17 protein-coding genes and 1 pseudogene are annotated in these 23088 nt (G+C 54.2%); 12 read left to right on the top strand and 6 right to left on the bottom strand.

Annotated elements, in window-relative coordinates; genetic code table 11:
• Positions 1-339 precede the first annotated feature (339 nt).
• The 6 genes from RBB75_RS19065 (at position 340) to RBB75_RS19040 (ending at position 10446) form a co-directional block, all read left to right on the top strand.
• Complete coding sequence (locus RBB75_RS19065) at positions 340-2619, top strand: GumC family protein (RefSeq protein ID WP_179638198.1); 2280 nt, start codon at positions 340-342, stop codon at positions 2617-2619.
• Complete coding sequence (locus tag RBB75_RS19060; RefSeq protein WP_179638197.1) at positions 2606-3643, top strand: polysaccharide biosynthesis/export family protein; 1038 nt, start codon at positions 2606-2608, stop codon at positions 3641-3643. Before RBB75_RS19065 ends, RBB75_RS19060 begins: the two co-directional genes overlap by 14 nt.
• A 60-nt stretch (positions 3644-3703) precedes the next feature.
• Positions 3704-5116 carry an O-antigen ligase family protein gene (locus tag RBB75_RS19055; RefSeq protein ID WP_179638196.1) on the top strand — a complete coding sequence of 471 codons (1413 nt, stop codon included), beginning with the start codon at positions 3704-3706 and terminating at the stop codon, positions 5114-5116.
• Between the two features lie 76 nt (positions 5117-5192).
• Entirely contained in the window at positions 5193-6629 is a 1437-nt protein-coding gene (locus tag RBB75_RS19050; RefSeq protein WP_218884538.1) for a right-handed parallel beta-helix repeat-containing protein, read from the top strand.
• A 413-nt stretch (positions 6630-7042) separates the two neighbouring features.
• Positions 7043-8614: a right-handed parallel beta-helix repeat-containing protein gene (locus RBB75_RS19045; protein WP_179638194.1), complete on the top strand. Its 1572-nt coding sequence runs from the start codon at positions 7043-7045 to the stop codon at positions 8612-8614.
• Between the two features lie 455 nt (positions 8615-9069).
• On the top strand, positions 9070-10446 hold the full coding sequence (locus tag RBB75_RS19040) for a lipopolysaccharide biosynthesis protein (protein WP_179638193.1): 1377 nt from the start codon (positions 9070-9072) through the stop codon (positions 10444-10446).
• A gap of 35 nt (positions 10447-10481) precedes the next feature.
• On the opposite strand, the gene RBB75_RS19035 is transcribed toward RBB75_RS19040, so the two are convergent.
• From RBB75_RS19035 to RBB75_RS19025, 3 genes and pseudogenes are all read right to left on the bottom strand, one after another.
• Positions 10482-11069, bottom strand: coding sequence for a hypothetical protein (locus tag RBB75_RS19035; RefSeq protein ID WP_218884537.1), 588 nt, complete (start codon positions 11067-11069; stop codon positions 10482-10484).
• Between the two features lie 396 nt (positions 11070-11465).
• The gene (locus RBB75_RS19030) at positions 11466-12119 is read right to left on the bottom strand and encodes a glycosyltransferase family 4 protein (RefSeq protein WP_353070415.1); all 654 of its coding nucleotides are present in this window, start codon (positions 12117-12119) and stop codon (positions 11466-11468) included.
• Positions 12120-12653: pseudogene (locus tag RBB75_RS19025) on the bottom strand (glycosyltransferase); the annotation flags it as partial. It lies immediately after the preceding gene.
• 304 nt (positions 12654-12957) lie between these two features.
• Here RBB75_RS19025 and RBB75_RS19020 point away from each other — a divergent pair.
• Positions 12958-13731 carry a WecB/TagA/CpsF family glycosyltransferase gene (locus RBB75_RS19020; protein ID WP_179638190.1) on the top strand — a complete coding sequence of 258 codons (774 nt, stop codon included), beginning with the start codon at positions 12958-12960 and terminating at the stop codon, positions 13729-13731.
• Between the two features lie 50 nt (positions 13732-13781).
• Here RBB75_RS19020 and RBB75_RS19015 read toward each other — a convergent pair whose 3' ends face one another.
• Positions 13782-16319, bottom strand: a complete 2538-nt coding sequence (locus RBB75_RS19015) for an ABC transporter permease (protein ID WP_353068977.1) — start codon at positions 16317-16319, stop codon at positions 13782-13784.
• Between the two features lie 231 nt (positions 16320-16550).
• Here RBB75_RS19015 and hemC point away from each other — a divergent pair, with 231 nt between their 5' ends.
• The 5 genes from hemC to RBB75_RS18990 all read left to right on the top strand — a co-directional run bounded on the left by hemC (position 16551) and on the right by RBB75_RS18990 (position 21233).
• Entirely contained in the window at positions 16551-17531 is a 981-nt protein-coding gene (gene hemC, locus RBB75_RS19010; protein ID WP_179638188.1) for a hydroxymethylbilane synthase, read from the top strand.
• Between the two features lie 75 nt (positions 17532-17606).
• On the top strand, positions 17607-18356 hold the full coding sequence (locus tag RBB75_RS19005; protein WP_179638187.1) for a hypothetical protein: 750 nt from the start codon (positions 17607-17609) through the stop codon (positions 18354-18356).
• A gap of 279 nt (positions 18357-18635) precedes the next feature.
• Positions 18636-19793 carry a glutathione-independent formaldehyde dehydrogenase gene (locus RBB75_RS19000; RefSeq protein ID WP_179638186.1) on the top strand — a complete coding sequence of 386 codons (1158 nt, stop codon included), beginning with the start codon at positions 18636-18638 and terminating at the stop codon, positions 19791-19793.
• 64 nt (positions 19794-19857) lie between these two features.
• On the top strand, positions 19858-20316 hold the full coding sequence (locus RBB75_RS18995; RefSeq protein ID WP_353068976.1) for an ester cyclase: 459 nt from the start codon (positions 19858-19860) through the stop codon (positions 20314-20316).
• 146 nt (positions 20317-20462) lie between these two features.
• Positions 20463-21233 carry a uroporphyrinogen-III synthase gene (locus RBB75_RS18990; protein ID WP_353068975.1) on the top strand — a complete coding sequence of 257 codons (771 nt, stop codon included), beginning with the start codon at positions 20463-20465 and terminating at the stop codon, positions 21231-21233.
• A gap of 206 nt (positions 21234-21439) precedes the next feature.
• Here RBB75_RS18990 and nth read toward each other — a convergent pair whose 3' ends face one another.
• Together nth and RBB75_RS18980 are read right to left on the bottom strand one after the other, a co-directional pair.
• A complete protein-coding gene (gene nth / locus RBB75_RS18985) occupies positions 21440-22210 on the bottom strand; it encodes an endonuclease III (RefSeq protein WP_353068974.1) in 771 nt (256 codons plus the stop codon).
• A gap of 5 nt (positions 22211-22215) precedes the next feature.
• Entirely contained in the window at positions 22216-23049 is an 834-nt protein-coding gene (locus tag RBB75_RS18980; protein WP_353068973.1) for a chlorite dismutase family protein, read from the bottom strand.
• Between the last annotated feature and the right edge of the window lie 39 nt (positions 23050-23088).

Raw genomic sequence — 23088 nt, 5'->3', positions numbered from 1 at the left:
AGAGATCCCTTGTCGTCATTGATTGTTGGTCGCTTTCTTTCCACTACGTTACAAATCGGCCAACTACATCTTCCGACATAGGTTGCCTGCACCACGGTAACCCTTATGAAAAGTAACTTCCCTACGGTGAAAGCTAGATGAGAGTTTTGTGGAGACACATGACGCTTGTTCATAATAGAATGATGCTGGAAGTTCATAACGTTCGGTAGTGATGGTCTATCTTGAGTTGGCGGTCACGGAAGCGTAGAAAATCGAACGTAGGGTGAATTGATATCTGGCCGTTCGCATTCAGCCACTCGCAGAATACAAAAAATAATTTGGGGATAACGCTCAATGTCAATGAACCCGCTTCTGCCTGATGCGCGTCCGGGACCAAAAGCAATGGAGCATTACGGTGGCTTTGGCTCCACAATCCACGAAGAATTATCGATGGGTGATGTTAGTCGTGTATTGCGACGTCAAAGGCCTGTGATTTTATGGAGCATTTTGGCAGGGTTGGCGTTAGCGCTCTTAAGCTCGCTCCTCATGACGCCCAACTATCGTTCCGTGGCTCACGTTGAGTTGAAGTCGGCCGACGGTAATAAGCTCGGCCTAAGCGATTTCAGCCCAGAATCTGATTCCGGAGCAGACGATCTCGGAACGAACCTATCCACCCTGACTGAGATGTTGCACAGTGACGGCCTTGCAATGGAAACAATTCAGCAGAACAATCTTGAGGCAGTCGATCCATATAAGACTTCAAAGATCGGCAAATTTGCAGCCGAGGCTGATTTGCCTTTGGCAGATGCTCCGCTCCGTAGAATCGAAGTCCTTAAGCGGTTCAAGTCGAATCTCAATGTCAAACCTCTTCCGGGCACGCGTCTGGTACAGATAAGCTTTGATGACCGCGACCCCAAGCGTTCGGCCGCCGTCGTCAACTCGCTAATTGGGATTTATATATCCGATTACATCGCCCGACATTACTCGAGTGCCGTCCAGGCCTCTGACTGGCTGCAGAAGCAGATCGAGGATCTCAAACAACAAGTTGCGGTTTCTAACAAGCAGGTTACCGACTTTGAGAAAGAAAATGGTTTCTTTGGGTTTGTCGGCACAGGCTCGGATAACGCACAAAATCCGCTTTTGCAAAAGCTTGTCGCGCTCAACCAATCTGTCGTTCAGGCTGAGTCGGAGCGAATTCAAAAGGAAGCTATTATCAAACTCCTGGCCACCCGCGATCCAGAACTCATTGTGGGACTAGGATCGAATCCTCAAGTGCTTAATGGAGTTGCCGGTACGGATCTCGCTGTGCTTCAAAGTCTGAGGTTGCAGGAAGCGCAGCTCAAGGCTCAGTACTCGGATATGGAAAGCAAGTATGGCTCTCGTTACCCGACGCTTGTTGAAACAAAGAGCCAGATGGCCTCCATCCAAAGCTCGATCGCTCGTGCAGTAGATAACCTGCGATCGCGAGCGGAAAATGATTACTCCCTCGCCGCTAAGAACGAATCGATGCTTAAGCAAACCTACGACCAGAACGTCGCTGACGCTAACAAGCTTAACGATAAGGCGACTCAGTTTCAGCTATTGAGCAAAGAAGCCGAAGGGAACCGTGCTCTTTACGAAGGCCTGCGAACGAAGCTCCGTGAAGCAGAGGTTGCCGCTAGTGTACGCGGAGCGAATATTACCATCGTTGACCGCGCGCTGCCCATGCCAACTCCAAGTTCGCCGAACTACCCTTTAAACCTATCCCTCGGCCTTGGCGCTGGATTGTTATTTGGATTGGGAGCGGCCTTCTATCGCAATCGTGGTGACCATACACTTGAGACAGTTGAGGCGATGGAGGCAGTTTCGCCTGTGCCGATTCTTGGTGCCGTACCCAGCCTCACGCGGCTCAAACAGGCCTCTTCCCCTAGAGGGCTGGCTAGCAGCGTGGGAAGAGTCATCAACGGGCATTCTCAAAGAATCGAGAATGAAGATAGACTTTCCCTCGAAGCGTATCGTCAGATTCGTGCCTCGATCTTGATAAACACAGCTGGAGCGGCGCTCCGCACTATTCTCGTGACAAGCCCGATGAACGGCGATGGTAAATCGAATTCTGTCATCGAACTTGCTAGCGCCTTTGCCTTTAGCGGAGCACGGGTGCTCGCCCTCGATAGCGACCTTCGTCGGGCGGAAGTAGATACTCGATCAGGGAAGAATACACAAAAGGGTTTGAGCGATCTGCTGGCCGGCGAAGGGGATGCCAACGACTTCATCCAACCGCACAGTTCAGTAGCCAATCTCTTCGTTCTCCCCTCAGGAAGTTCGCTGGAGTCGCCTCTGCTGTTGATTGAGTCACCTCGTTTCAGGCAATTGCTCGAGAATCTCAAACGGAATTTTGACTTTATCCTGATCGATTCGCCACCTGTCTCTTTCTTCGCGGACGTAAGTGTCATGGCTCCGATGATGGACGCAACAGTACTCGTTGTACGCGCTGGAGTCACGCCAAAACAGGCGTTTCAGCGATCATGCCGTGCGCTCCTTGATTCCGGTAGCAAGTTGCTTGGAGTCATCGTTAACGACGTGGCGCTCGACTCGTCGAATTTCTACGGTTATTACGGATATCACGGAAAGGACGCTGCCAGCTCCTATGCCAAAAATTAATACATATACCCATACTCTTTTTGTTCTATCGCTCTTGTTTGCAGCATCAGTGCCATCAAGGCTCGTCCAAGCACAGACTCCTTCACTGATTCCACAACAGCAGACTGGACCGTTACCAAACACCCAACCCCAATCCGTATTTGGAAGAAGGCCTCTTGGCGCCAATGCAGCGGGTGGAGGCATCGTTGCAGCGCCTGCCGACCTGGAGAAGCTTAGAATTCAGCCAGGATTTCTTCTTCAAATATCCGTCTTTAACGAGCCCCAGCTCAATCAGGACGCCCGTGTTAGTGAAAATGGCGAAATAAATCTTTCTCTCGCCGGACATGTACATGTGCAAGGAATGAACGAAGCCGAGGCGGGGGTAGCAATTGAGAACGCCTATACGAAATCTGAGATGCTTAAAAATCCTCAGATTACGATTTCAATCACGCAGTATGTCTCGCCTCAGGCAGCAATCTTGGGTGAAGTTCAGTCTCCTGGCAACTATGAGTTGATCTCGCCAACCGATTTGCTCACAGCAATTACCATCGCTGGCGGGGCCACTGCCAACGCAGGCAACCGCATCATCCTCAGGCATGGATCTAGCCACGACGAAGAGGTTGTTAAATTCCTGCATGACGGTGACACCAGCAACCTCAAGAAATTCACTGTGAGTGCAGGTGATACTGTCGTCGTAAATCGAGCAGGAATTGTCTATGTACTGGGTGCCGTAAATCGGCCCGGCGGATACGTGATGCAGCCGGATGGTTCCATGAATGTCATTCAGGCGATCTCCCTTGCGCTCGATACGAACTACTACGCTGCCCTGGGGAAGATTCGTATCATTCGGAAGACCGATGACGGATTGATCAGCATACCGATCGACTACAAAGCCATCGTTGCAGGCAAAGCTAACCCTAAACCGCTCGAGCCGGACGATATCGTTTATATCCCGAACAGCAAGACGAAACTCACGCTCGGAACCACGAAGCAGCTAGCTTTCCAAGCTTCGAACGCACTTATCTATACCGGCGTGTCGCATTAGTAAGAGTCTTCTAAGGCCCGATCCTTGCCTTGGTTGAATGTGCAGGTCGAATAGGACGCAATGTACAGGTTTTGGCTAAAAATGCTGGCGGGGCTGCTTTTGGGGTACATGGTCTTGGACCGTGGCTTCGCGCACTTCGGTGTCCCACCGATTTACGTGGGAGAGCTGGTTCTTGTGCCGGGCATTTTGCTGGCGTTGGTGCCCGGCGCCATCATGCCTGTACTGCGTACCCCGTTAGGTCTGCTCTATATTGTCTTCGCCGTCTTCAACTTGGGCTGCACTTTGCCCTATCTGGGCAGTTACGGCGTGGATACAGTGCGCGATTCAGCGATCTGGATCTACGGAATCTTTTTCTTGCTTGCGGCCAGCCTGTTGATTCGCCGGCCGAAGATGTTGATGCGCGTTCCTACTGTGTATGGGCGGTTTCTCATGTGGTATACGCCTATACTTTGTGTGCTCATGATGCTCCGTTTTCTACTCCACGCAGACGACGAAACTGAAGGAGGAACCCGCTTATTCTCGATAAAAATGGGAGACATGGGGGCCCATCTGGCGGGAGTGTTCGCCTTCCTTCTTCTTTCGCTCGACATGCTATGGCAGCGAACCGACTCTAAGCCGCGCGCTTCTGTGCGGTACCTGATAACCGCTGCTGGGGCTCTGGTGTCATTCGTCTTCGTTTCGTCGGTCAATCGTGGTGGAATGCTTTCGGTTATCGTAGCTCTCGTCCTGGTAACGTTGCTGGCCAAAAAGATCAGTTGGGGGCGTGCGGGAATAATCTTAGCTGGCGGAGTTGTCGCTGTACTTCTAGTCTTCGGCGCGGCGGGAGCTAAGGTGCACATCAGCGCTGCCCGCACCCTTTCTCTTGACCAACTTGTAACCAACGTGAGTAGCGTCTTTTTCCCTCAGGATTCAAGCAACACTGCCACGAGCAATACGGCGCACTGGCGGCTGGATTGGTGGAAGAAAATCATAGGCTATACCTTTGGCGGCTCGTATTTCTGGACTGGAAAAGGATACGGCGTAAATTTAGCCGATTCCGATGGTTTTCAGATTGGAGCAGGACATGTCCTGCGAGCACCCCACAACTCGAGCATGTCAATTCTCGCGCGGTCCGGTGTTCCAGGGTTTGCGCTTTGGATTGCGCTATTAGTGACCTTCGCGTTTCAAATGGTCAGGATGGTGCTCCACGCCAAGAGGCGCGATCGCGTGGTATGGTCCCGCGTCGCGCTCTGGTGTTTCGTCTACTGGCTCGCCATGGTGGTTGACTCCTGCTTCGACGTTGCTCTGGAAGGCCCTCAACTGGGCATCTGGTTCTGGTCGTTAATGGGCTTTGGTGTAGCTCTGCAAACTGTTTACAAAGAGCACTTCGCTTATGCGGACCACGGAACGATCACAAACTTAGTGGCAGAAAGCGACTGGACTGAACTTCCGGTTCTCGCTCATATTCAATCCAACCGTACAGCCTCCTCTTAACTTCAATCAAATCTCTCAGGGGGAGCGGAAGAGGGAGGGGTACATTTTTTACTCACACCAAACACCAGGGGCACCCGTGAAGCATAACGACAAGTCGCGCCTCTGTGCGCTAGCCACGATACTAATAGTGTCGGCGGTTACGCCGCTAACGGCACAGATCGTCAAGTTGGCCCCCGGAACTGACGTCGCTGCACGGGTTGCAGCGGCACCGCCAGGTACAAAGTTTGTCTTTTCGCCAGGCATTTACATCGGCCAGCAAATCAATCCGAAAGATGGCGACAGTTTTACAGGGGAAGGGAACGTAATCCTGGATGGGGCGCAGCCTCTCAATTTTCGTGGCTCAGGCAACGTCTGGTCTGCTCCGGTGGGCGTTATTACTATCGGGAAGATTCGCTGTATGCATGACCACCCCCTCTGCAATATTCAACGTGACTTGTACCTTGATGACAAGCCATTGATGCCAGTCGCGAGCTCTGACGCACTAAGCGTAAACACATGGTTTTATGACGAAGCCAACGGCAGCGCTGTGATAGGGTTCAATCCCGCTGGCCATAAACTCGAGATAGCCGTCGCCAAAACCGCGTTCAACAATACGGGACGAAATGTAACCATCTCTCACCTCATCGTGGAAAAGTATGCATCCATTCCGCAATTTGGAGCTGTTGGAGGTCAAGGGTCTCTAGGTAACGGACAAGGTGGCGCGCAAGGGTGGACCTTGACCGACACCGAAGTGCGATTTTCTCACGGTACTGGCATTCAACTGTCAGACGGGGCCACGATCGAGCATTGCAACATCCATCACAATGGGCAAAAGGGCCTTGGGGCGCGCGGAGCGAACGTGCTGGTTGAAAACTCCGAAATCGCGTTCAATAACTACGCCGGTTACGATCCCGGTTGGGAGGCTGGCGGCACCAAATTTGCCCGCACCACCAACCTGCGAGTTCTGAATAACTACGTACACGATAACGTTGGCAGCGGACTGTGGACCGATATCGATAATAAGAACACGACCTACCGCATGAACCGAGTCGAGCACAATGCTGGCAGCGGAATTCAACATGAGATAAGTTACGACGCTCTGATCGAACAGAACACCGTTCGCTGGAACGGAGCACCGCCGCGTATCTCTCTTTGGCAGGCACAGATTAGCGTACAGAATTCAAGCAATGTTATCGTTCGGGACAATATTGTTATCGTGCCCCCTGACGCTGGCAACGGGATAGTTGTTATCAATCAAGAGCGTGGAATGGGAGATTTGGGAACCAGGCTCGGTGCGAATAATCAAATTATTCACAACACCATCACCTTCGAAGGCCGTGGAGGAGCCAGTGGCTTGATGGATGCCTCGGGATCCGCGACAAATAATCACTTCGATAACAATACGTATATTCTCAAAGCCGGTGGTGAACACTTTGAAAACCGTGGAAAGAAAACCTGGGAACAGTTTCGCGCACTCGGAAACGATCCAAACAGCAGCCTGGTAGACCTTGCTGGCAAACAAATAAAGCAGTAAGCGCGAGGGAAAATCGAGGGGAGATCTCGGCCCTTCTGCATCCGAAAGTTGATCGTTCCTTCGCTGAAGTGCCCAAGATCCAACACTCGCAATCTCGCACGCATGTGCGTCACGAATCTTTGATCCGATCCATCAAGCGGCCATCCACTGCTATACCTCCAAAGTTGCAACTATTTGCGCAAAAATCAGTATGCTCACCTCGGATTCTTGGTAGAGTGGTTGCAGTTAGACACAAAAGCACAATTCAACGCACTCGATGTTTCTCTCTAAATAGCGAGGAGGTCGAGGGGCCGCTTCATGCTGCAGCAATGCACATTTTTGCCGGGTATCCAGTTGTAGATGAAGGGGTTCTACAGCTCTGTTGTGGGCTACCACCTCTCAACTGATCTCTTCATAACCTCGCAGGAGTCGGCATGAAACAATCCAAGTTTTTTCTGAAGTGGCGGTTCGCTCATCGTTCTTTCGTCCATTCAGCGGAAGGCTTTAAAACACAAATTTGGACCAGCCTTCTGGGTGTCCAACTCTCCTTTCTTCGAAATTTTGTCTCTTCTCCGAAGCTTCCGAGACGGTTCTTACGTTCTTCAGCGATTTGTGTGTCTGTTTTTATGTTCTCCTCATTGTCTAATGCCGAAACAATCTCCCTAAAAACGGGTGAAAATATCGCCACAATCGTGGCAGGTGCTCCGGAGGGCACCAGTTTCGTCTTTAGCGCAGGCACCTACCATCTCCAACAGATCACCCCCAAGAAGGGAGATTCTTTTGCCGGACCTGCGACAGGAATGGTCGTGCTCGATGGAGCAGAACCAATAAAGTTCTCGTCGGTCGCCGGATCCTCGCCACAACTTTGGCAGGCGAGTATTGGCGCCAATCCACTCGATTTGGGTAGATGTTTCACCGGGCATACGCTCTGCCATTACACTCGGGAACTATTCGTGAGTTCGACAGTTTTGATGCCTGTTGCAAGTACCGGTCAACTCACAGCCAGCACGTGGTTCTATGACAGCACAAATGGAACCGCCGTTATCAACTTCAACCCGGGTTCAAAAACCTTTGAGATTGGTACATCGACCTGCGCCTTCTGTGGATATGCAACCAACGTTACCATCAAAAATCTGACGGTTGAGCGATACGCTTCCCCCTCTCAAACAGGGGCAATTGGAGGCAACGGGAATGGTGCCTATTGGACAGTGAACAATGTTGTCGGCCTTTACAACCATGGTGGGGCTGTTCAAATCGGCGCAAATAGCACCGTTGAGAACAGTTACCTCCATCACAATGGGCAAAAGGGCATAGGCGGCGGCGGTGCCAACTTGCAAATCGTCAATAACGAGATTGCCTACAATAACTACGACTGGTTCGATTATGGGTGGGAAGCAGGCGGCGCAAAATTTGGAGATTTGAATATCGCCGAGATCTCAAACAACTACGTACATGACAACAACGGCACCGGGCTATGGGACGATGGCAACTCCATCTACGTTCACTACAAGAGTAACCGCATAGAAAACAATGCCGGCTCGGGCATACAGCATGAGATCGGTTACAACTCCGTGATCGAAGACAACACCATTAACCGAAATGGCGCTGCACCCCGCATCTCCATGTGGGATGGCCAAATCTCCGTGCAGAATTCAACCAACACTGTGGTGCAGAACAATACGGTCATCGTGGCAGCTGCCTATGGCAGCGGCTTGGTCATCGTCAATCAGGATCGTGGATCTGGAACCTATGGACCCCACCTCGGAGCCTATGACACGGTCGAGAATAATAACGTCACCTACGAAGGAACAGATGGGGCAGGTGGAGTCATGGGCATTGTCGCGACGGGCGTAGCCAACATAATCGACTACAACACGTACCACATCACGGTTGGTTTGGATAAGCATCACTTTGAAGCTTTTGGCGTGAAGACCTTCGTACAATTTCAAGCCGCAGGTTTCGATCAGCACGGCCAAATAGTCTGGAACGCTGCGCCCGCTAAATGAGTTTTTATGATCAGGGGCTAGTTCATGATGGAAGTGGCCCGCGCAGCAACAGAAAAACCATTTCCTGTGAACTCCCGTGTTTGCTCATCAAAAAACCTGTCGCGTGGCCTCGCTTGCAACCGGTAAACTCTTGCATAGCCTAGTCATTTACTGTCGCTAGTCGTAACGACGATTGGCTGTTCCGTCTCACAAAGAAAACCTGCTCAAACATTGCCCTTGATTATGTTCTTTCTCGCTCATGCCTTGTAACATGAGAGAAGCGGGTTGGGTCTGTTTTGATTTGCCTAAGACACTTGCGAGGTGGAGCATTTTCGCTCTGACTACGTTCGAGTACTAGGAACCTGCTGATAGGGCATTTTTTACTTCGCCATAACTAAACAATGATTTTCACATGATCGAAATCTTCCAATCAGGTCTCGACGGGTAATACTTTCAAAACTTAGAGGCGCGCATACGTGGCATTGAACTCTGATGATGCAGAACCAAAGCCGTCCTTTCTTGCTCGTATTCTTGCCAGGGTCGGAGGAGGGAAAACGCCCGCCGCCCTACTTGATCAGGGGCTAGTCAGCGGCGCAAACTTCGTGACGAATGTGTTGCTTGCCCGAGGCTTTGGTCTAAGAGACTATGGCGTATTCGCTCTTGCTTGGGTCGCCGTTTTGTTTGCGAACAGTCTGCAGTATGCGCTAATCGTCACTCCCATGACCAGTGTCGGGCCAAAGCAGGATGCGGAAGAACGACCTGGTTACTATGGCTCCGTCCTCGTCCAAGAGGGAACGTTTGCATTGTTTGCGGCACTCGTGATGTACATCTCGGTTCGACTTTCCGTGAGATTCTTTCCACAATGGGGAGTGGGAAATCTTGCTCTCTCGATGAGCATGGCGACGCTCGCGTATCTGCTTCAGGACTTCCTTCGCCGCTATTTCTTCTGTACCGGTCAGAGCAAAAAGGCTCTCGTGACCGATGCGTTGAGCTACCTCACCCAACTTCCCATTATCTTCTGGCTCGCCCATACCCATAGAGCAAGCATATCCACTGTTCTTACAATCATCGCCGTTACTTCTTTGATATCGTTCTTCGCCTGCCTACGATGGTTAGAACCGGTCATCTTCGATTGGCATACGATAAAGCGCGTTTTTTTGAGGCACTGGGCTATCTCTCGATGGCTTGCGCCAACCGCTTTCATGCAGTGGGGGGCAGGGAACTTGTTCCTGATGGCAGCCCCTGTCTATTACGGCGCCGCGGCCTCCGCAATCTTGAGAGCAGCACAAAACATTGTCGCCGTAGCGCACGTCTGGTTTCTGGGCCTGGATAATGTCGTTCCAGCTCAGGCATCCAGGCAGATGCGACTCGAAGGCGTCGACGGCATGCTGCGATACATCAAGCGCATATTTCTTTTGTGGGGTGGCATTACGTTACTATTCACCTCTATCATTGCCTGCTTCCCCAGCTTTTGGCTAAAGATCACTTATGGGCAAAAGTATTCGTCAGACGGAACCGTGCTTCGGTTATATGCGCTGCTTTATCTTGTCATCTTTGTCTCGGGGCCGCTACGAGCTGCTCTTCAAGCGTTAGAGTACACCGCCCCAGTTTTTTGGGCATATCCGGCCCTTATTGCATTTTCTGTAGCCCTTGCAGGTCCGTTTGCCCGCCACCTCGGACTTAACGGCGTAATGCTGGGTATGTGCGCAACGCAATTTTTCTTTCAAAGTATCATCGGCGTTGCGTTGTGGCTTCGTGTTCGTAAGATTCGCCATCTTGCCATATCAGAAGGAATTGAGTCTTTAGAATCTTCCTCACTCATTCCAGAAGCTGCGCGTCAACTAAAAAAATAAGCAATATCGACTGCAGCACGTCTTTGCCGCGTTTACTAGCGACGCGAAATCTCTTCCAGTTGGGCAATGTCTGATGCCGTGTAGGTGTCGCGAATCTGCTCATCGTTTCGCGCCAAGATCACATTGCTATGGTAAAGACCGCCACTCTGCGTCCCGGGAACAAACGGAAACCGCAGCGGACGGCTCCAAACCTGTCGAGACTTAATCCCTGCTCGCAGGGCGTTTACATGGAGCCACAGATCGTCGGCCTTTGGGCACACCCGCATAAACTCCGAGCCGGCATCCTTTAGGCTGTGTAGAAGACGCAGCGGATAGATGCAGCCCGATACTCCAGTTGCGAAGTGAAGAAAGCTTGGATTCGTTGAACTGCAAGGCCCCCACGTTTGATACGGCGCGATCGTTCCATTCTCAATCTTCATGCGATGTGCCCGATAACAACTCACTGCTTCAGGGTCCTCACGATGCGCTCGCAACAGCCCCTCCAGCCACCACTTGCCATATAAGAGATCATCATCCGCGGTGACCAGCGGAGATCCGAAGGTGTCCGCTGACAGAAGATAGGGATAATACTTGGTGTGCGGCCCAAAGTTAGGGCTAAGGTGTACCTCAGCGCCTCTCTCCACAAGTCTCTTAAGGCTTATGGACTGATTCGCATACGCTTCCTCGCTATCAACCCACAATATTAATCTCGATGGAAGCACCGTCCCCCCTGCAATCGACTCCAGGGCCAAGTGGACCGTGCGAAATCGATCCCCGTGGGTCGTCATCGACACCACTGGACCGCCAGACGCCACAACCGGCGTTTTCGAACTCTCGTTGCGAGAATTCAAGCGCATCAACTGGATCTTCGTGACCTTCGCTTCGTTTCGGAGAAGAAAAAGCCACGTTTCGATGAAGCGGCTGGACAAGTCACTCATCTCGTTGCGGGGGTCCAATGCAAGAGCCTCCTGATAAGTCAAAGATCAGTTATTACCAAAAACTAACCTCCGGCTCCAGGCGTGGGGTCGGAGAAGGCTCCATCAATCTGTAGCACTTGCCGCCACCAGCTTTGTGTAAAGTTTTTCGGCTTTCGCAGCTCGTGCCGTCCAGGTGCTTGTTCTTGCAAACTCCCAGCTCGCCCGAGACATCGCATCCTTCTGCTCAACACTCATAGTGGCAAAACGTTCGATAGCGGCTGCCAGTCCACAGACAACCTCCGAGGGTGTCGTAACGGGGACCTTGATGCCAGCCTCTTCGGGAACCACATCCCGTGCGCCATGCAGATCCAGTGCAATCACAGGCAGACCCAGCGCCATCGCCTCCAGCAATTGCACGCCTGAAGTCTCGCGCAAGCTCGTAAATAGCATGGCATCGCTCGTCAAATAAGCCGCTCGAACCTCATCTACACTAAGACGCCTGCCTGCCCACTGGACACGGCTATTCAAGCCACGCTCGCCGACCATTCTTCTTACTTCCGCTTCTTCCATTCCATCTCCCACAATGGTAAGTGTCGAAGCATGTTGAACCTTGGCAAGTGCATCCAGTGCCATCGGCAGAGCCTTTCTCGGTAGCATCCTTCCGACCCAGATCAAGCGAAGCGGACCAGGCTCTCGCTCGAAGCTCCTTGGTCCCGCTGCGAGATACTCGGTCGCCACGCCATTGTCGAACTGTAAGCTGACGTCTGAGCGTCCCATCGCTCTTATCAATTCCAGCGTATCGCTGTTTGCCGCAAGCACGGTGGTCATCCTTTTCAGCCATCGTTTGTGCAGATAAGAGTAGCGAAGCGCCTTAGTCAAAAGAGTGCGGCGTTCCTCCGCTCCTCGACTGGGGCCGAAATATTCAAGCATAGCCGGGGGCGCCGTCTGACCTCCTCCGACTGGTCCGAACACGGTCGGCCTGCCTAATCGCCACAGCTGCGTCGGCACATGAATGCTTGTGTATGTCACGTGATGGACCAAATCGAAGCGTCGTTGGAGATCAAGGCGCCTCGCAACTTTGACAGCAAACATCTGCCACAGTGCATAGTGGAGGCCGCTTCCAGGCCTGAATAGTCTAGTCGGTACCATCACGTAGCCGAATTTAATTCTGACATTCGGGTGATCGCGCTGGTACGCGTCAATCTTCTCCCTATTGTCACTGCGGGTCAGTACCGTGACGTCGATTCCGCGCTCCGCAAGATGAATCGCCCAGTTCCACCCATTACCAGGTTCAGATCCAGAATTGGGCATGCATGCATAGGCGGATAGTAAAACATTCATTTCGAAAGCGCGCCCCTTTGTAAGCCTGAATCCTTACACCCGATCAAAAGAATATGGACGGCATAGGCGCGGAAGATATCTCTTTCGTTCATAGTCCCTCAACCAATACGCAGTCACAGTGTACCGAGAAGCGATCGACAATGTTAGCTGAATCAAATAGAGCTTCCAAATATCATTCCTCGTCGCATATAAAATAGAGATATCGATAGATAGATACGGTTTCTCAACCAACAGACGATGATCGTCTAGCGCATTTCATAACTGAGGAGTGATCATGATCGCCAGCGACCAGCCACGAGTCAACATCCTTGGTGTAGGCATCAGCGCGTTGTCCATGCAGAGCGCACTGGAACAGACCGAAGGGCTTTTGGATCGCGGAGACACCGGATATATCTGCGTCACCGGCGTCCACGGCATCATCGAAGGTCAATCCGACGATGCTTTCCGAAGCATCCTCAACAAATCATTCCTCTCAACACCAGACGGCATGCCAACCGTCTGGCTGGGACACCTGCACGGCTTCAAAGACATGACTCGCGTCTATGGTCCGGATTTCATGCTGAACCTGTGTAAGTCCTCTGTTGAGCGAGGCTACCGTCACTTCCTTTACGGAGGCCGGCCTGGCATCGCCGAGGAGTTGAGAGCCGAACTCACCCGCCGCTATCCCGGCCTTCAGATCGTAGGCACCTACACCCCACCCTTCCGCCCACTCAACGCCGAAGAGGAGGAAGATCTGCGAGCCCAGCTTACAGTGTCCAAGGCCGACATTCTCTGGTGTGGCCTCAGCACGCCCAAGCAGGAGCGCTTCATGGCCGCCTACAACGGCCGGCTGCCGGTAAAACTCATGGTCGGCGTCGGGGCGGCGTTCGACCTCCTCAGTGGTAACCTTGCCGAAGCGCCCGACTGGATGAAGAAGTCTGGCCTTCAGTGGCTTTACCGGCTTATCAAAGAGCCCAAGCGTCTATGGCGTCGATACCTGATCAACAATCCAAGATTCATCTGGCTAAGCTTTCTACAACTCTCCCGTCTCAAACGCTTCTCCGTATAAAGAAAAACTAAACTTCTACCCAAAGTGTTGCGTGCGATCTCAAGCTCCATCTACTCCGTGCGCAGCGCCGTCATCGGCTCGATATTTGCAGCCCGGCGAGCAGGAATAAACCCCGCAACCGTAGCCGATCCCAGCAGCACAGCCACCGCAATCAGCAGACTCACCGGATCATACGAGCGCACGCCATACAGTTGATCGGCCATCGCCCTTGCTCCAAAGATTGCAATCGGCACCCCAATGGCCAACCCCAGCCCGGCCTGCACAAATGCGCTTCGCATCACCATTCGCACGACGTTACCGCGGTCTGCCCCAAGCGCCATGCGCAGCCCGATCTCGCTCGTTCTTCGCGCCACCTGGTACGACGTAATTCCATATAAGCCCACCGAAGCAAGCACAAGCGCAAGTGCGCCAAACAACATCGTCAGCCGCGCAATCAACCGCTCCTGCGTAAAGTTGTCTGCCACCTGATAGTCCAGCGAGTGAAGGTCAAGCACCGTCAGGTCTGGATTGATATTTGCCAGTGTTCGTCTCACGGTGGCATCAAGATTTTGCGGCTCGCTCCGAAAAAACAGCGTCACCGAGTTGATATAAAGCCCCCTCCCCTCAGCCATCGCTTCATTCGGATCCGTCAGCCCTGTCATCGTCTGAGTCAGCGGACGAAAGTACATCGTCCTCACTTCATCTCGCGGATTCGTGTACTTGGCATCGGCCACAACGCCCACGATCTCGAATGTAGAAGAGTACTTCTGCTCGAATATTCCGAAGTGCCTGCCGACCGGATCCTCCTTCGGAAAGAACTTCTTCACAAACGCCTGGTTCACCACAGCAACCTTCTGTGACGTTGCCGTATCCTGATCTGTGAATCCGCGTCCGCGTAAGACCGGTTGCCCCACAGTCTCAAAAAAGTGGTTGCTCACCCGATCCCAAGACGAACCGTTATGGTCATTTGGCCCCGGTGCAGGCCGTCCATCGACGAACACACCCTCCCCCCAGTTGTTTCCCTCAAGTGTGCTGTAAAGCGCCAGGCCAACGCTCTGCACTCCTGGCAATGACCCGAATTGATCTTCCAGTGTCCTGTAAAACGCTGGAAGCGTCTCCGGCTTGTAACCTGCGCCAGCCGGATCAAGATGCAGAACATACCGGTTTGCCGTCTGAATTCCAAATTTCTGGTGCTCCATATTCCGTAGGCTCTTAGTCAACAACCCCGCGCCTACCAGTAGCACCAGCGACAGCGCCGCCTGAAACACAATCAACGATCTCTGCGGCAGCGACGACCTGTCCCGCGTCGAGCGGTTCGCACCCCGCAACGCCTCGGCGGGGTCAGAGTGCGAGGTAATCCACGCCGGCACAACCCCAAACACCACTCCCGTCAACAGTGACAGCAAGAATGCAAATCCCAGCACGGCCAGTGAAGGGCTCGCCGCAATTGGCAGTTGCGGCGAATCAGGAAAGGCAAGCGCCAGAATCATTCGCGTCCCCGCATAAGCTACTGCCAGTCCGGCCAGCCCACCAGCGCAACCTAGCAGGAGACTCTCCGTCAGCATCTGCCGTATCAACCTGCTCCTAGCCGCGCCCAGCGCCATCCGTACCGAAGTATCAGCCCGCCGTGTTGTCCCCCGCGCCAGTAACAGGTTCGCCACATTCGCGCATGCCACCAGCAGCACCAGCCCCGAGATCGTCATCAGCAGATAGAGTCCCTTGCCCGTCTGCTTCTGCAGATTCTGAATACCCGCGCCACCCGGCACAATCACCACATGCTGCTTCGGAATAATCGTCGACCCACCATTACGAGAATAATTAGGCTGCGCCGAAAGGAACTGCCTCAAGCTCCCCGACATCTTCTCCTGCAGCGCCGTAATGCTGACCCCCGGCTTCATCCTCCCCACGGCATACAGCCAGTTGCTATCCGGAACATGCAAAATCGAGTTCTTCCCTTCAATGGCAGGCTCCATCGCCAATGGAATCCACAGCCCCGGTGGATTACTCCTGATCCGGTCCCCAAAGAATCCCGGCGGAGCGATCCCCACCACCGTAGCTGGCTGGCCCTGTAGATAAAACGTCGATCCCACCACCTTTGGATCGCTGCCATAGTCCGATTGCCACGCCTGGTAACTCATCACCACAGCCGGAGCCCCACCCGGCGTATCGTCCGCATCCGTCAACATTCTCCCGGCAAACGCCCCAATCCCAAACGTCGTAAAGAAGTTTCCCGACACATACTGCGCCCGCTCAGACTTCGCCGGCTCCGAGCCTCGCCGCGTCGTCTTCTGCTCTCCGCCAGCCTGCATCGCCGCAAGCCGTTCAAACTCTGGCGTCGTCTCCTGAAAGTGCTTGTACAACTCGTAAGAAAAAAGATCGAAGTCCCCATTGTCATTGATAAAGCCGCCATTGACGCAGCAATCATCCTGGTCCCCCACGCGAAACAGTGTCTTCGGATCCGCTACCGGCAACGACTTCAACAGGATCGCGTGCACCAGCGTAAAGATCGCCGTATTCGCCCCGATTCCCAACGCAATCGTAAGCACAACCGTAATGGCAAAGCCCGGCGACTTGTAAAACTGACGCAACGCAACCCGAATATCCTGCATGAACTCCCTCCAGCTCTCATGTCTGTCAGGCACTTACGCTCTCACCACCGACTTGGTTCCACGAACGCTGAAATTTTGAGGAATGATTGCCACCGATAATACGTGGCATCGAACCTGCCCCCAAGGAGAGTCAAAACGGAAGTGGAGCAACCTGCTTTTCCTCACCCCGGGTACAAACCACAGCTCTATCATGCAAACACCGGCCCATCATCCCGTATCCTAATTAAGACTATGAGTTCCGAGCACAATAACTCCAGCAACCCAATTCGCATAGGCAGCCGAGGCTCTCAACTCGCTCTCTGGCAGGCCAACCACATCCTCTACGCCCTTCGTGACGCCGGGTACCACGTCGAGCTCGAGATCATTCGCACGACTGGCGACCGCATGCAGCAACCGGGCTTCATCCCTCCGCCAAACCTCGACGGCAAAGGCATCTTCATCAAAGAAATCGAAGAGGCTCTCGAAGAAGGCCGCATCGACCTCGCCGTCCACAGCTTGAAAGACCTCCCGACAAAACTAGCCCCGCAGTTCACCCTCGCTGCAATCCCCAAACGCGCCGACGCCCGCGACGTCTGGGTCTGCGAACCCTACTGGGCGCTCCACACCCTCCCTGCAGGAGGCCGCATCGGCACCACCAGCCCCCGCCGCCGCGCACAGATCCTCGCCCTCCGCCCCGACGTCACCTTCGTAGATGTCCGTGGCAACATAGATACCCGTCTGCGCAAACTCGAGCAGGGCCAGTGTGACGCCCTGGTCCTCGCCGCCGCCGGCCTCGACCGGCTCAAGCGCACTGAATCCGTCCACCAGCGCTTCTCCCCCTGCGAGCTCTGTCCCGCCCCCGGCCAGGGAGCCCTCGCCCTCGAAACCCGCAGCCCCGAACACGCCATCGACGAAGCCCGCGACACCTACCTCCGCAACGCCATCGCCTTCCTCGAGCACCCCTACACCCGCTTCGCCATCGACGCCGAGCGCACCACACTCGACGCCCTCGGCGGCGGCTGCTCACTCCCCATCGGCGCTCACTGCTTCCACGAAGAAGGGAAGTGGAAGATGGTCGCCCAGGTCGTCTCCCCCGACGGCGAATCCATGGTCCAGGTCGAAACTGAAGCCGCTCCCGACACCGACCCCATCACCCTCGGCCTCCGCGTCGCCGACGACCTCAAATCCAAAGGCGCCCTCGATCTCCTTACCCTCGCACTCTCCAACAGCTAACCGTTCTTGTAAAATGATGCCTGCTTCACGGGTCCCGGGCCATACGTCTCCGCGCTTGTTTTATTGGATACGACTATGCCAGAGGAAAACGATAAGCCTGAAAAGCTAAGGCCGCGATTCTTTCTTCTTGCCGCGCTACTTGTGCTTTTCTTCGCCGGTTTGTGGTGGCTGATCTTCTGGGCAGCCTTTCGCATCACCCCAACGGAGATTCACTGGAACGATATCTACCTCAGCTGGATTGAAAAGTGGGGTCCACACCTCGTCATCGTCCACGCCATCGTATTTTTCATCCTGCCGATAGCCGTGTTTCTCTTCATCCTCTACAAAAAGTCTCACGCATTCGAGAAATCCCGCACACGCCAACTCTACTGGCTCCATCTCACCATCGCTGCACTGACCGGCCTTCTGGTCAGCCTGCTCTGCTGGTACCTGGTCTTTCGCCGATCCGTCGGAGACCACTTCGCCTCCCATTCCTTCTACTACAACGTACTCGCGCGCTCTATCCTTTGCACCGGCCTCCTCCTCGTGGGCATCCTCCTCTACCTGTTCAAAAAACATCTGAAGATCTTCTATGGCCTGTCGCAAATCGTTATCGCAATCTTGTCGAATCTCACGCTTCTTCAAAAATCCAACCTCACCCACATGCCCGCACGAGATCTAAGCTCCTTAGGACTCTTTGCATTCGCCGCATTCACCTTCTTGCTCAGCAAAGGTGTCAGCGACGTCGTAGAAGGAGTGCAGGAACGGATCGTCAAGATTCCTGACAAACCCCCCATCCCGGCCCAAATCTCCGAACCTGAGACCCCCAAAGCGCACACACCATAAATAAGACCAATCACACCATCCCACGCAAGCCGGCAAACCTCACCCGGCTCCTTCGCATCTACTTCTTGCATAGCCGGCGACCGATCGCGTCGTCGCCGGCCACATTTCTCTCCGTACGCCGAGAGTGTTTCGAACCTTTCCTATGCAGCGTCTGCTAATAACAGCACCGCCCAGAGCAGCGACGGCAATAAATCCAGAACCGAACCAAACAGGCGAGCACCATTGCCTAACCCGGCTGCGCCACAAAGCAGCCAAGCCTCACCAGAAAAGGAACGTCACATGAAAGCACTCGTCTACCACGGCCCGAAGAAAGTTAGTATTGACTCTGTCCCCGACGCCAAAATCGAAAAGCAGACCGATGTCATCATCAAGCTCACTACTACCAACATCTGCGGCTCTGACCTTCATATGTATGAAGGCCGTACCGACGTAGAAAAAGGCAAAATCCTCGGCCACGAAAATCTCGGAGAAGTGGTCGAGGTTGGGAAAGCCGTCGACTCTGTGAAGAAGGGAATGAAGGTTGTCCTCCCTTTCAACATTGGCTGTGGATTCTGCGCTAACTGCGAGCGCGGCCTCACCGGCTACTGTCTCACCTGCTCCGACCCATCAGTCATGCCAGGCATGGCCGGAGCAGCCTACGGATTCGCCGGCATGGGCCCCTACTCCGGCGGGCAGGCCGAGTACCTCCGCGTCCCCTACGCCGACTTCAACTGCCTCAAACTCCCCGAAGACGCCACCGCCAAAGAGAAAGACTACGTCATGCTCTCTGACATCTTTCCCACCGGCTGGCACTCCACTCGTCTCGCCGACCTCAAACCCGGCGAATCCATCCTCATCTATGGAGCCGGCCCCGTCGGTCTCATGGCTGCACTCTCGGCCAAGATCCAAGGCGCCAGTCAGATCTTCGTTGTCGACCACAAAGCCGACCGCCTCACCCTCGCTAAAAAACTTGGAGCCACTCCCATCGACTCGTCCAACGACAACGTCAGCGAACAGATTCGCGAATTGACCAACGGATTAGGCGCAGACTGTGGCGCAGAGTGCATCGGCTACCAGTGCCACAACTCCAAAGGCAAGGAGGTGCCCAATATGGTCATGAACGCCCTTGTGGACGCCGTCAAAGCCACTGGAACGCTCGGTGTAGTCGGCGTCTTTATCCCGCACGATCCCAAAGCCGACGACCCCCTCGAAAAGAAGGGCCAAATTGCCTTTGACTTCGGTAAATTCTGGTTCAAGGGACAGAAGATGGGTACCGGTCAATGCAACGTTAAGGCCTACAACCGCCGCTTGATGGACCTCATCCACCACGGCAAGGCCAATCCATCCATCATCATCTCCCACGAGCTTCCTTTATCCCAGGCTCCCGAAGCCTACAAGCACTTCGACAACCGCGATGATGGCTGGACTAAAGTAATCCTCCACCCCCACGCCGCATGATCTTCACCTAACTCTCAACCGCCGAGCCTCATCAACGGGCCCGACTTCACCAGGAAGGGAACTCATGAGCAAGGAATCGAACATCGAAGCACAGAAAAAAATGGGCGAAGCTATCAACAGCGGCAAACTCGAGAGACTCCACGACGTCATGGCGTCCGATGTAAAAGACCACGATCCCGCACCCGATCAAGGTAAAGGGGTGGAAGGTTTCATCATGTTTTTCACAGAACTTCGCGCTGCCTTTCCGGACCTGTCCATCGCTGTCGAGCATCTCGTCGCAGACGAGGACAATGTAGGCTTCGCTTATACCATCACAGGCACGCACGACGGCAACTTCCTCGGCATCCCGCCCTCCGGCAAAAAGGTTAAAGCCCGCGGCATGCAGATCTCAAAGTTCAAAGACGGAAAGATCACCGAACGCTGGGGGAGCTCCGACCAACTCGGAATCATGCAACAAATCGGAGTCATCAAACCAGCCAAATCCTTAGCTGCTCCACCCGTGCTAACCGGTAAAACGGCTTAGTCGCCTCTTCCCAGTTATATGTCTTCACTAAAGCCGGACCTACCAGGTTCGGCTTTTCGTTTGGAAGCCGGGAAGGTTACAACTTTGCTTCTCTCGACCCGCTGCATAAGATGCGCTATCAGCGAGAGACATACAATATCCAAAGGATGCCAACCCTAACTAACAAACGCATCCTCATCACGCGAACCCGCCATCAGGCCTCCGAGCTTGCAACAAAACTCGAAGCCTTTGGCGCGATCACCATCCTGATCCCTACCATCGAGATCGTCCCGCCGGCCTCCTTCGCCGCACTCGACGCAGCCCTCACCTGCCTCCGCACCTACGATTGGCTCCTCTTCACCAGCGCCAACGCCGTTGAAGCCTTCCATCGCCGAGCGCAGTTCCTCCACCTCACCCAACTTGCCAAACACATCGCCGTCATCGGCCCCGCCACCCTTCGCGCCGCCAACGCCATCGGCCTCACTGTCGATCTCGTCCCTCCGCAATACATCGCCGAATCGCTGGCCGAAGCTCTTTTGCCCGAAGCCCCCGGCAGATCCTTCCTGCTCCCCCGCGCCGCTGAAGCCCGCGACACGCTCCCCGCAACCCTCACCGCCGCCGGAGCCACCGTCACCATCGCCGAAGCTTACCGCAACCAGACACCACCCGACTCCATCCCCGCGCTTCAACATCTCTTTAGCGCACCGGAGAACTATCCCGACGCCATCACCTTCACCAGCGCCTCCACTGCCCGTCACCTTATGGGTTTGTTAGAAGTTGCCAATCTCACCCTCCCGCCTAAGATCACCCTCGCCTCCATCGGTCCCGTCACCAGCCAGGAGCTTCGCGACCTTGGCCACGAACCCTCGATCGAAGCTGCCGAACCCACCATCCCGGCCCTTGTCCAATCCCTGGCCACTCACTTCACTCATCGGTAAAAAATCAAGTGAGGCGATTTGTGGTTTTAAAAGGGTTTTTTGAGAAATATGTGGTGTTTGGCGTGGTATTTCGCTGGTGAGTTTGTGGTGGTTGGGTGGTGAAACATGGTGAGTTGACAGCCATGTTTTAGGCGGCGAAAAGTACGCCAGGTTTTTGGGATTTATTTTCAGATTTTTTGCGTTATATCGAGAAGGGAGGGAGGGTACTAATGTGAGCTCCACGTTTTGTCCGCTGAGTTGCAAAGCCTCTCCAGCGTACAGTCCGCGCACCTTGGCTTTCGAGCCACGCAAATCTGCCGCCCATGATGAATGAGTTCATGGGAAAACGCGATCCACCGGTCCTGCGGAAGTATCTTCATCAGATCCCGCTCCACCTTCTCCGGCGCAGTCTCTCCGGTCAACTCCAGCCGCCGCGACAGGCGCATAACATGCGTATCTACAACCACTCCTACCGCAATGTTGAACCACGACCCCAACACCACGTTCCCAGTCTTCCGAGCCACCCCCGGCAGCGTAAGAATCTGTTCCATCGTCTGAGGCACCTTCCCCCCAAACTTCTCTACTACCACCCTTGCCGCACCCTGAATCGACTTCGCCTTATTGCGAAAAAAACCAGTCGTCCGAATCAACTCCTCAAGTTCCGGCAGGGAAGCAGCGGCCATCGCCTTCGGGGTAGGAAACGCCTTGAACAGCGCCGGAGTCACCAGATTCACGCGAACATCCGTACACTGCGCCGACAGAATCGTAGCCGCCGTCAGCTCCCACGCACTCTTATGATTCAGCGCACACACCACTCCGGGATAGGCCTTCCGCAGAGCATCAAGAATCGCCGCTACCCGCTCGGGCGAAGTCGGATTCACCGTCTTTCCAGCTTTCTTCTTAGCCGAAACCGGCTCAGTCTTCGCAATCGCGCGAGCCTTCGCTCCAACCACGGCCTTACTCTTAGCAGCAGTCCGAGCCACAGTCGTCTTCGTCATGCGCTCTAACCCAGACGATCCAGCATCTCTGACGCAGGCACCCGCACACAGCTGAAGATCGGAGTATCAGCCAGCGTATAAAGACTGATCTCGGTCTCCCGAAGCTGCTGCACCAGATCCAGAAAGTCCTCCGGAAAGTTGGTCTCAAACGCCACCACAAACTCCTGGTCGTCGATCCCGAACGAGTAGGTCGTATTCAGTTTCACCCGCGGATACATCAGCCCAATCCGGATATGCTCATCCATCAACCGCTTCCGCTCCGCAGCTGACAGCAGATACCAGGGCCGCGTCTTCCAGAACGGGTAGATAAAGATGTACTTCTGCCCACCCGGCCGAATCGCTCCACGCCCTTCGCCCTCGCTCTCATCCGGCCGGTCAATCTGATACTGCGAACGCTTCGTCATCGCCAGAAAGTTATGCGGCGAGTTCAGATATCCCCCCAGCGGCGTCCGCATCAACTCGCTTCGCATCTGGTTCAGCTCATCCACCCCATACCCAATGGACCACACGCACATATCCACATCGCCGCGTGTCCCAATCGTCGAGTACGTCAGCGACACAAACTCCCCCGGCTTATTCCACTTCGCCAGCACCTCGGCAAACGCAGCCTTATGCGCCGCCTTCTCCTGCGCCGGCAATCGCCGCCACTCCGGCATCACCTTGTAGAAGCTGAAGCAAACAATCTGCCGCTTCACCGCCGGCTTCGAAGGGTCATGCGGAGCCGCCTGCGGCTGAGAACCCGTCCCATAGCCACTCGCTGGCCGTCCCGCCTGAGTCGGCGCACTAGGATTAGTCTCGGTAGCAACAGAGGTTCCCGCTTCGGTAACAGTATTCGACATGGTGCAGATCTCCTGACTCTTCCATGCTAGCTCATCCTC

This window comes from Tunturibacter empetritectus (genome assembly GCF_040358985.1).
Taxonomy (GTDB): domain Bacteria; phylum Acidobacteriota; class Terriglobia; order Terriglobales; family Acidobacteriaceae; genus Edaphobacter; species Edaphobacter empetritectus.
Note: the sequence above shows the minus strand (reverse complement) of the source record. Positions and strands in the feature narration are given on the sequence as shown.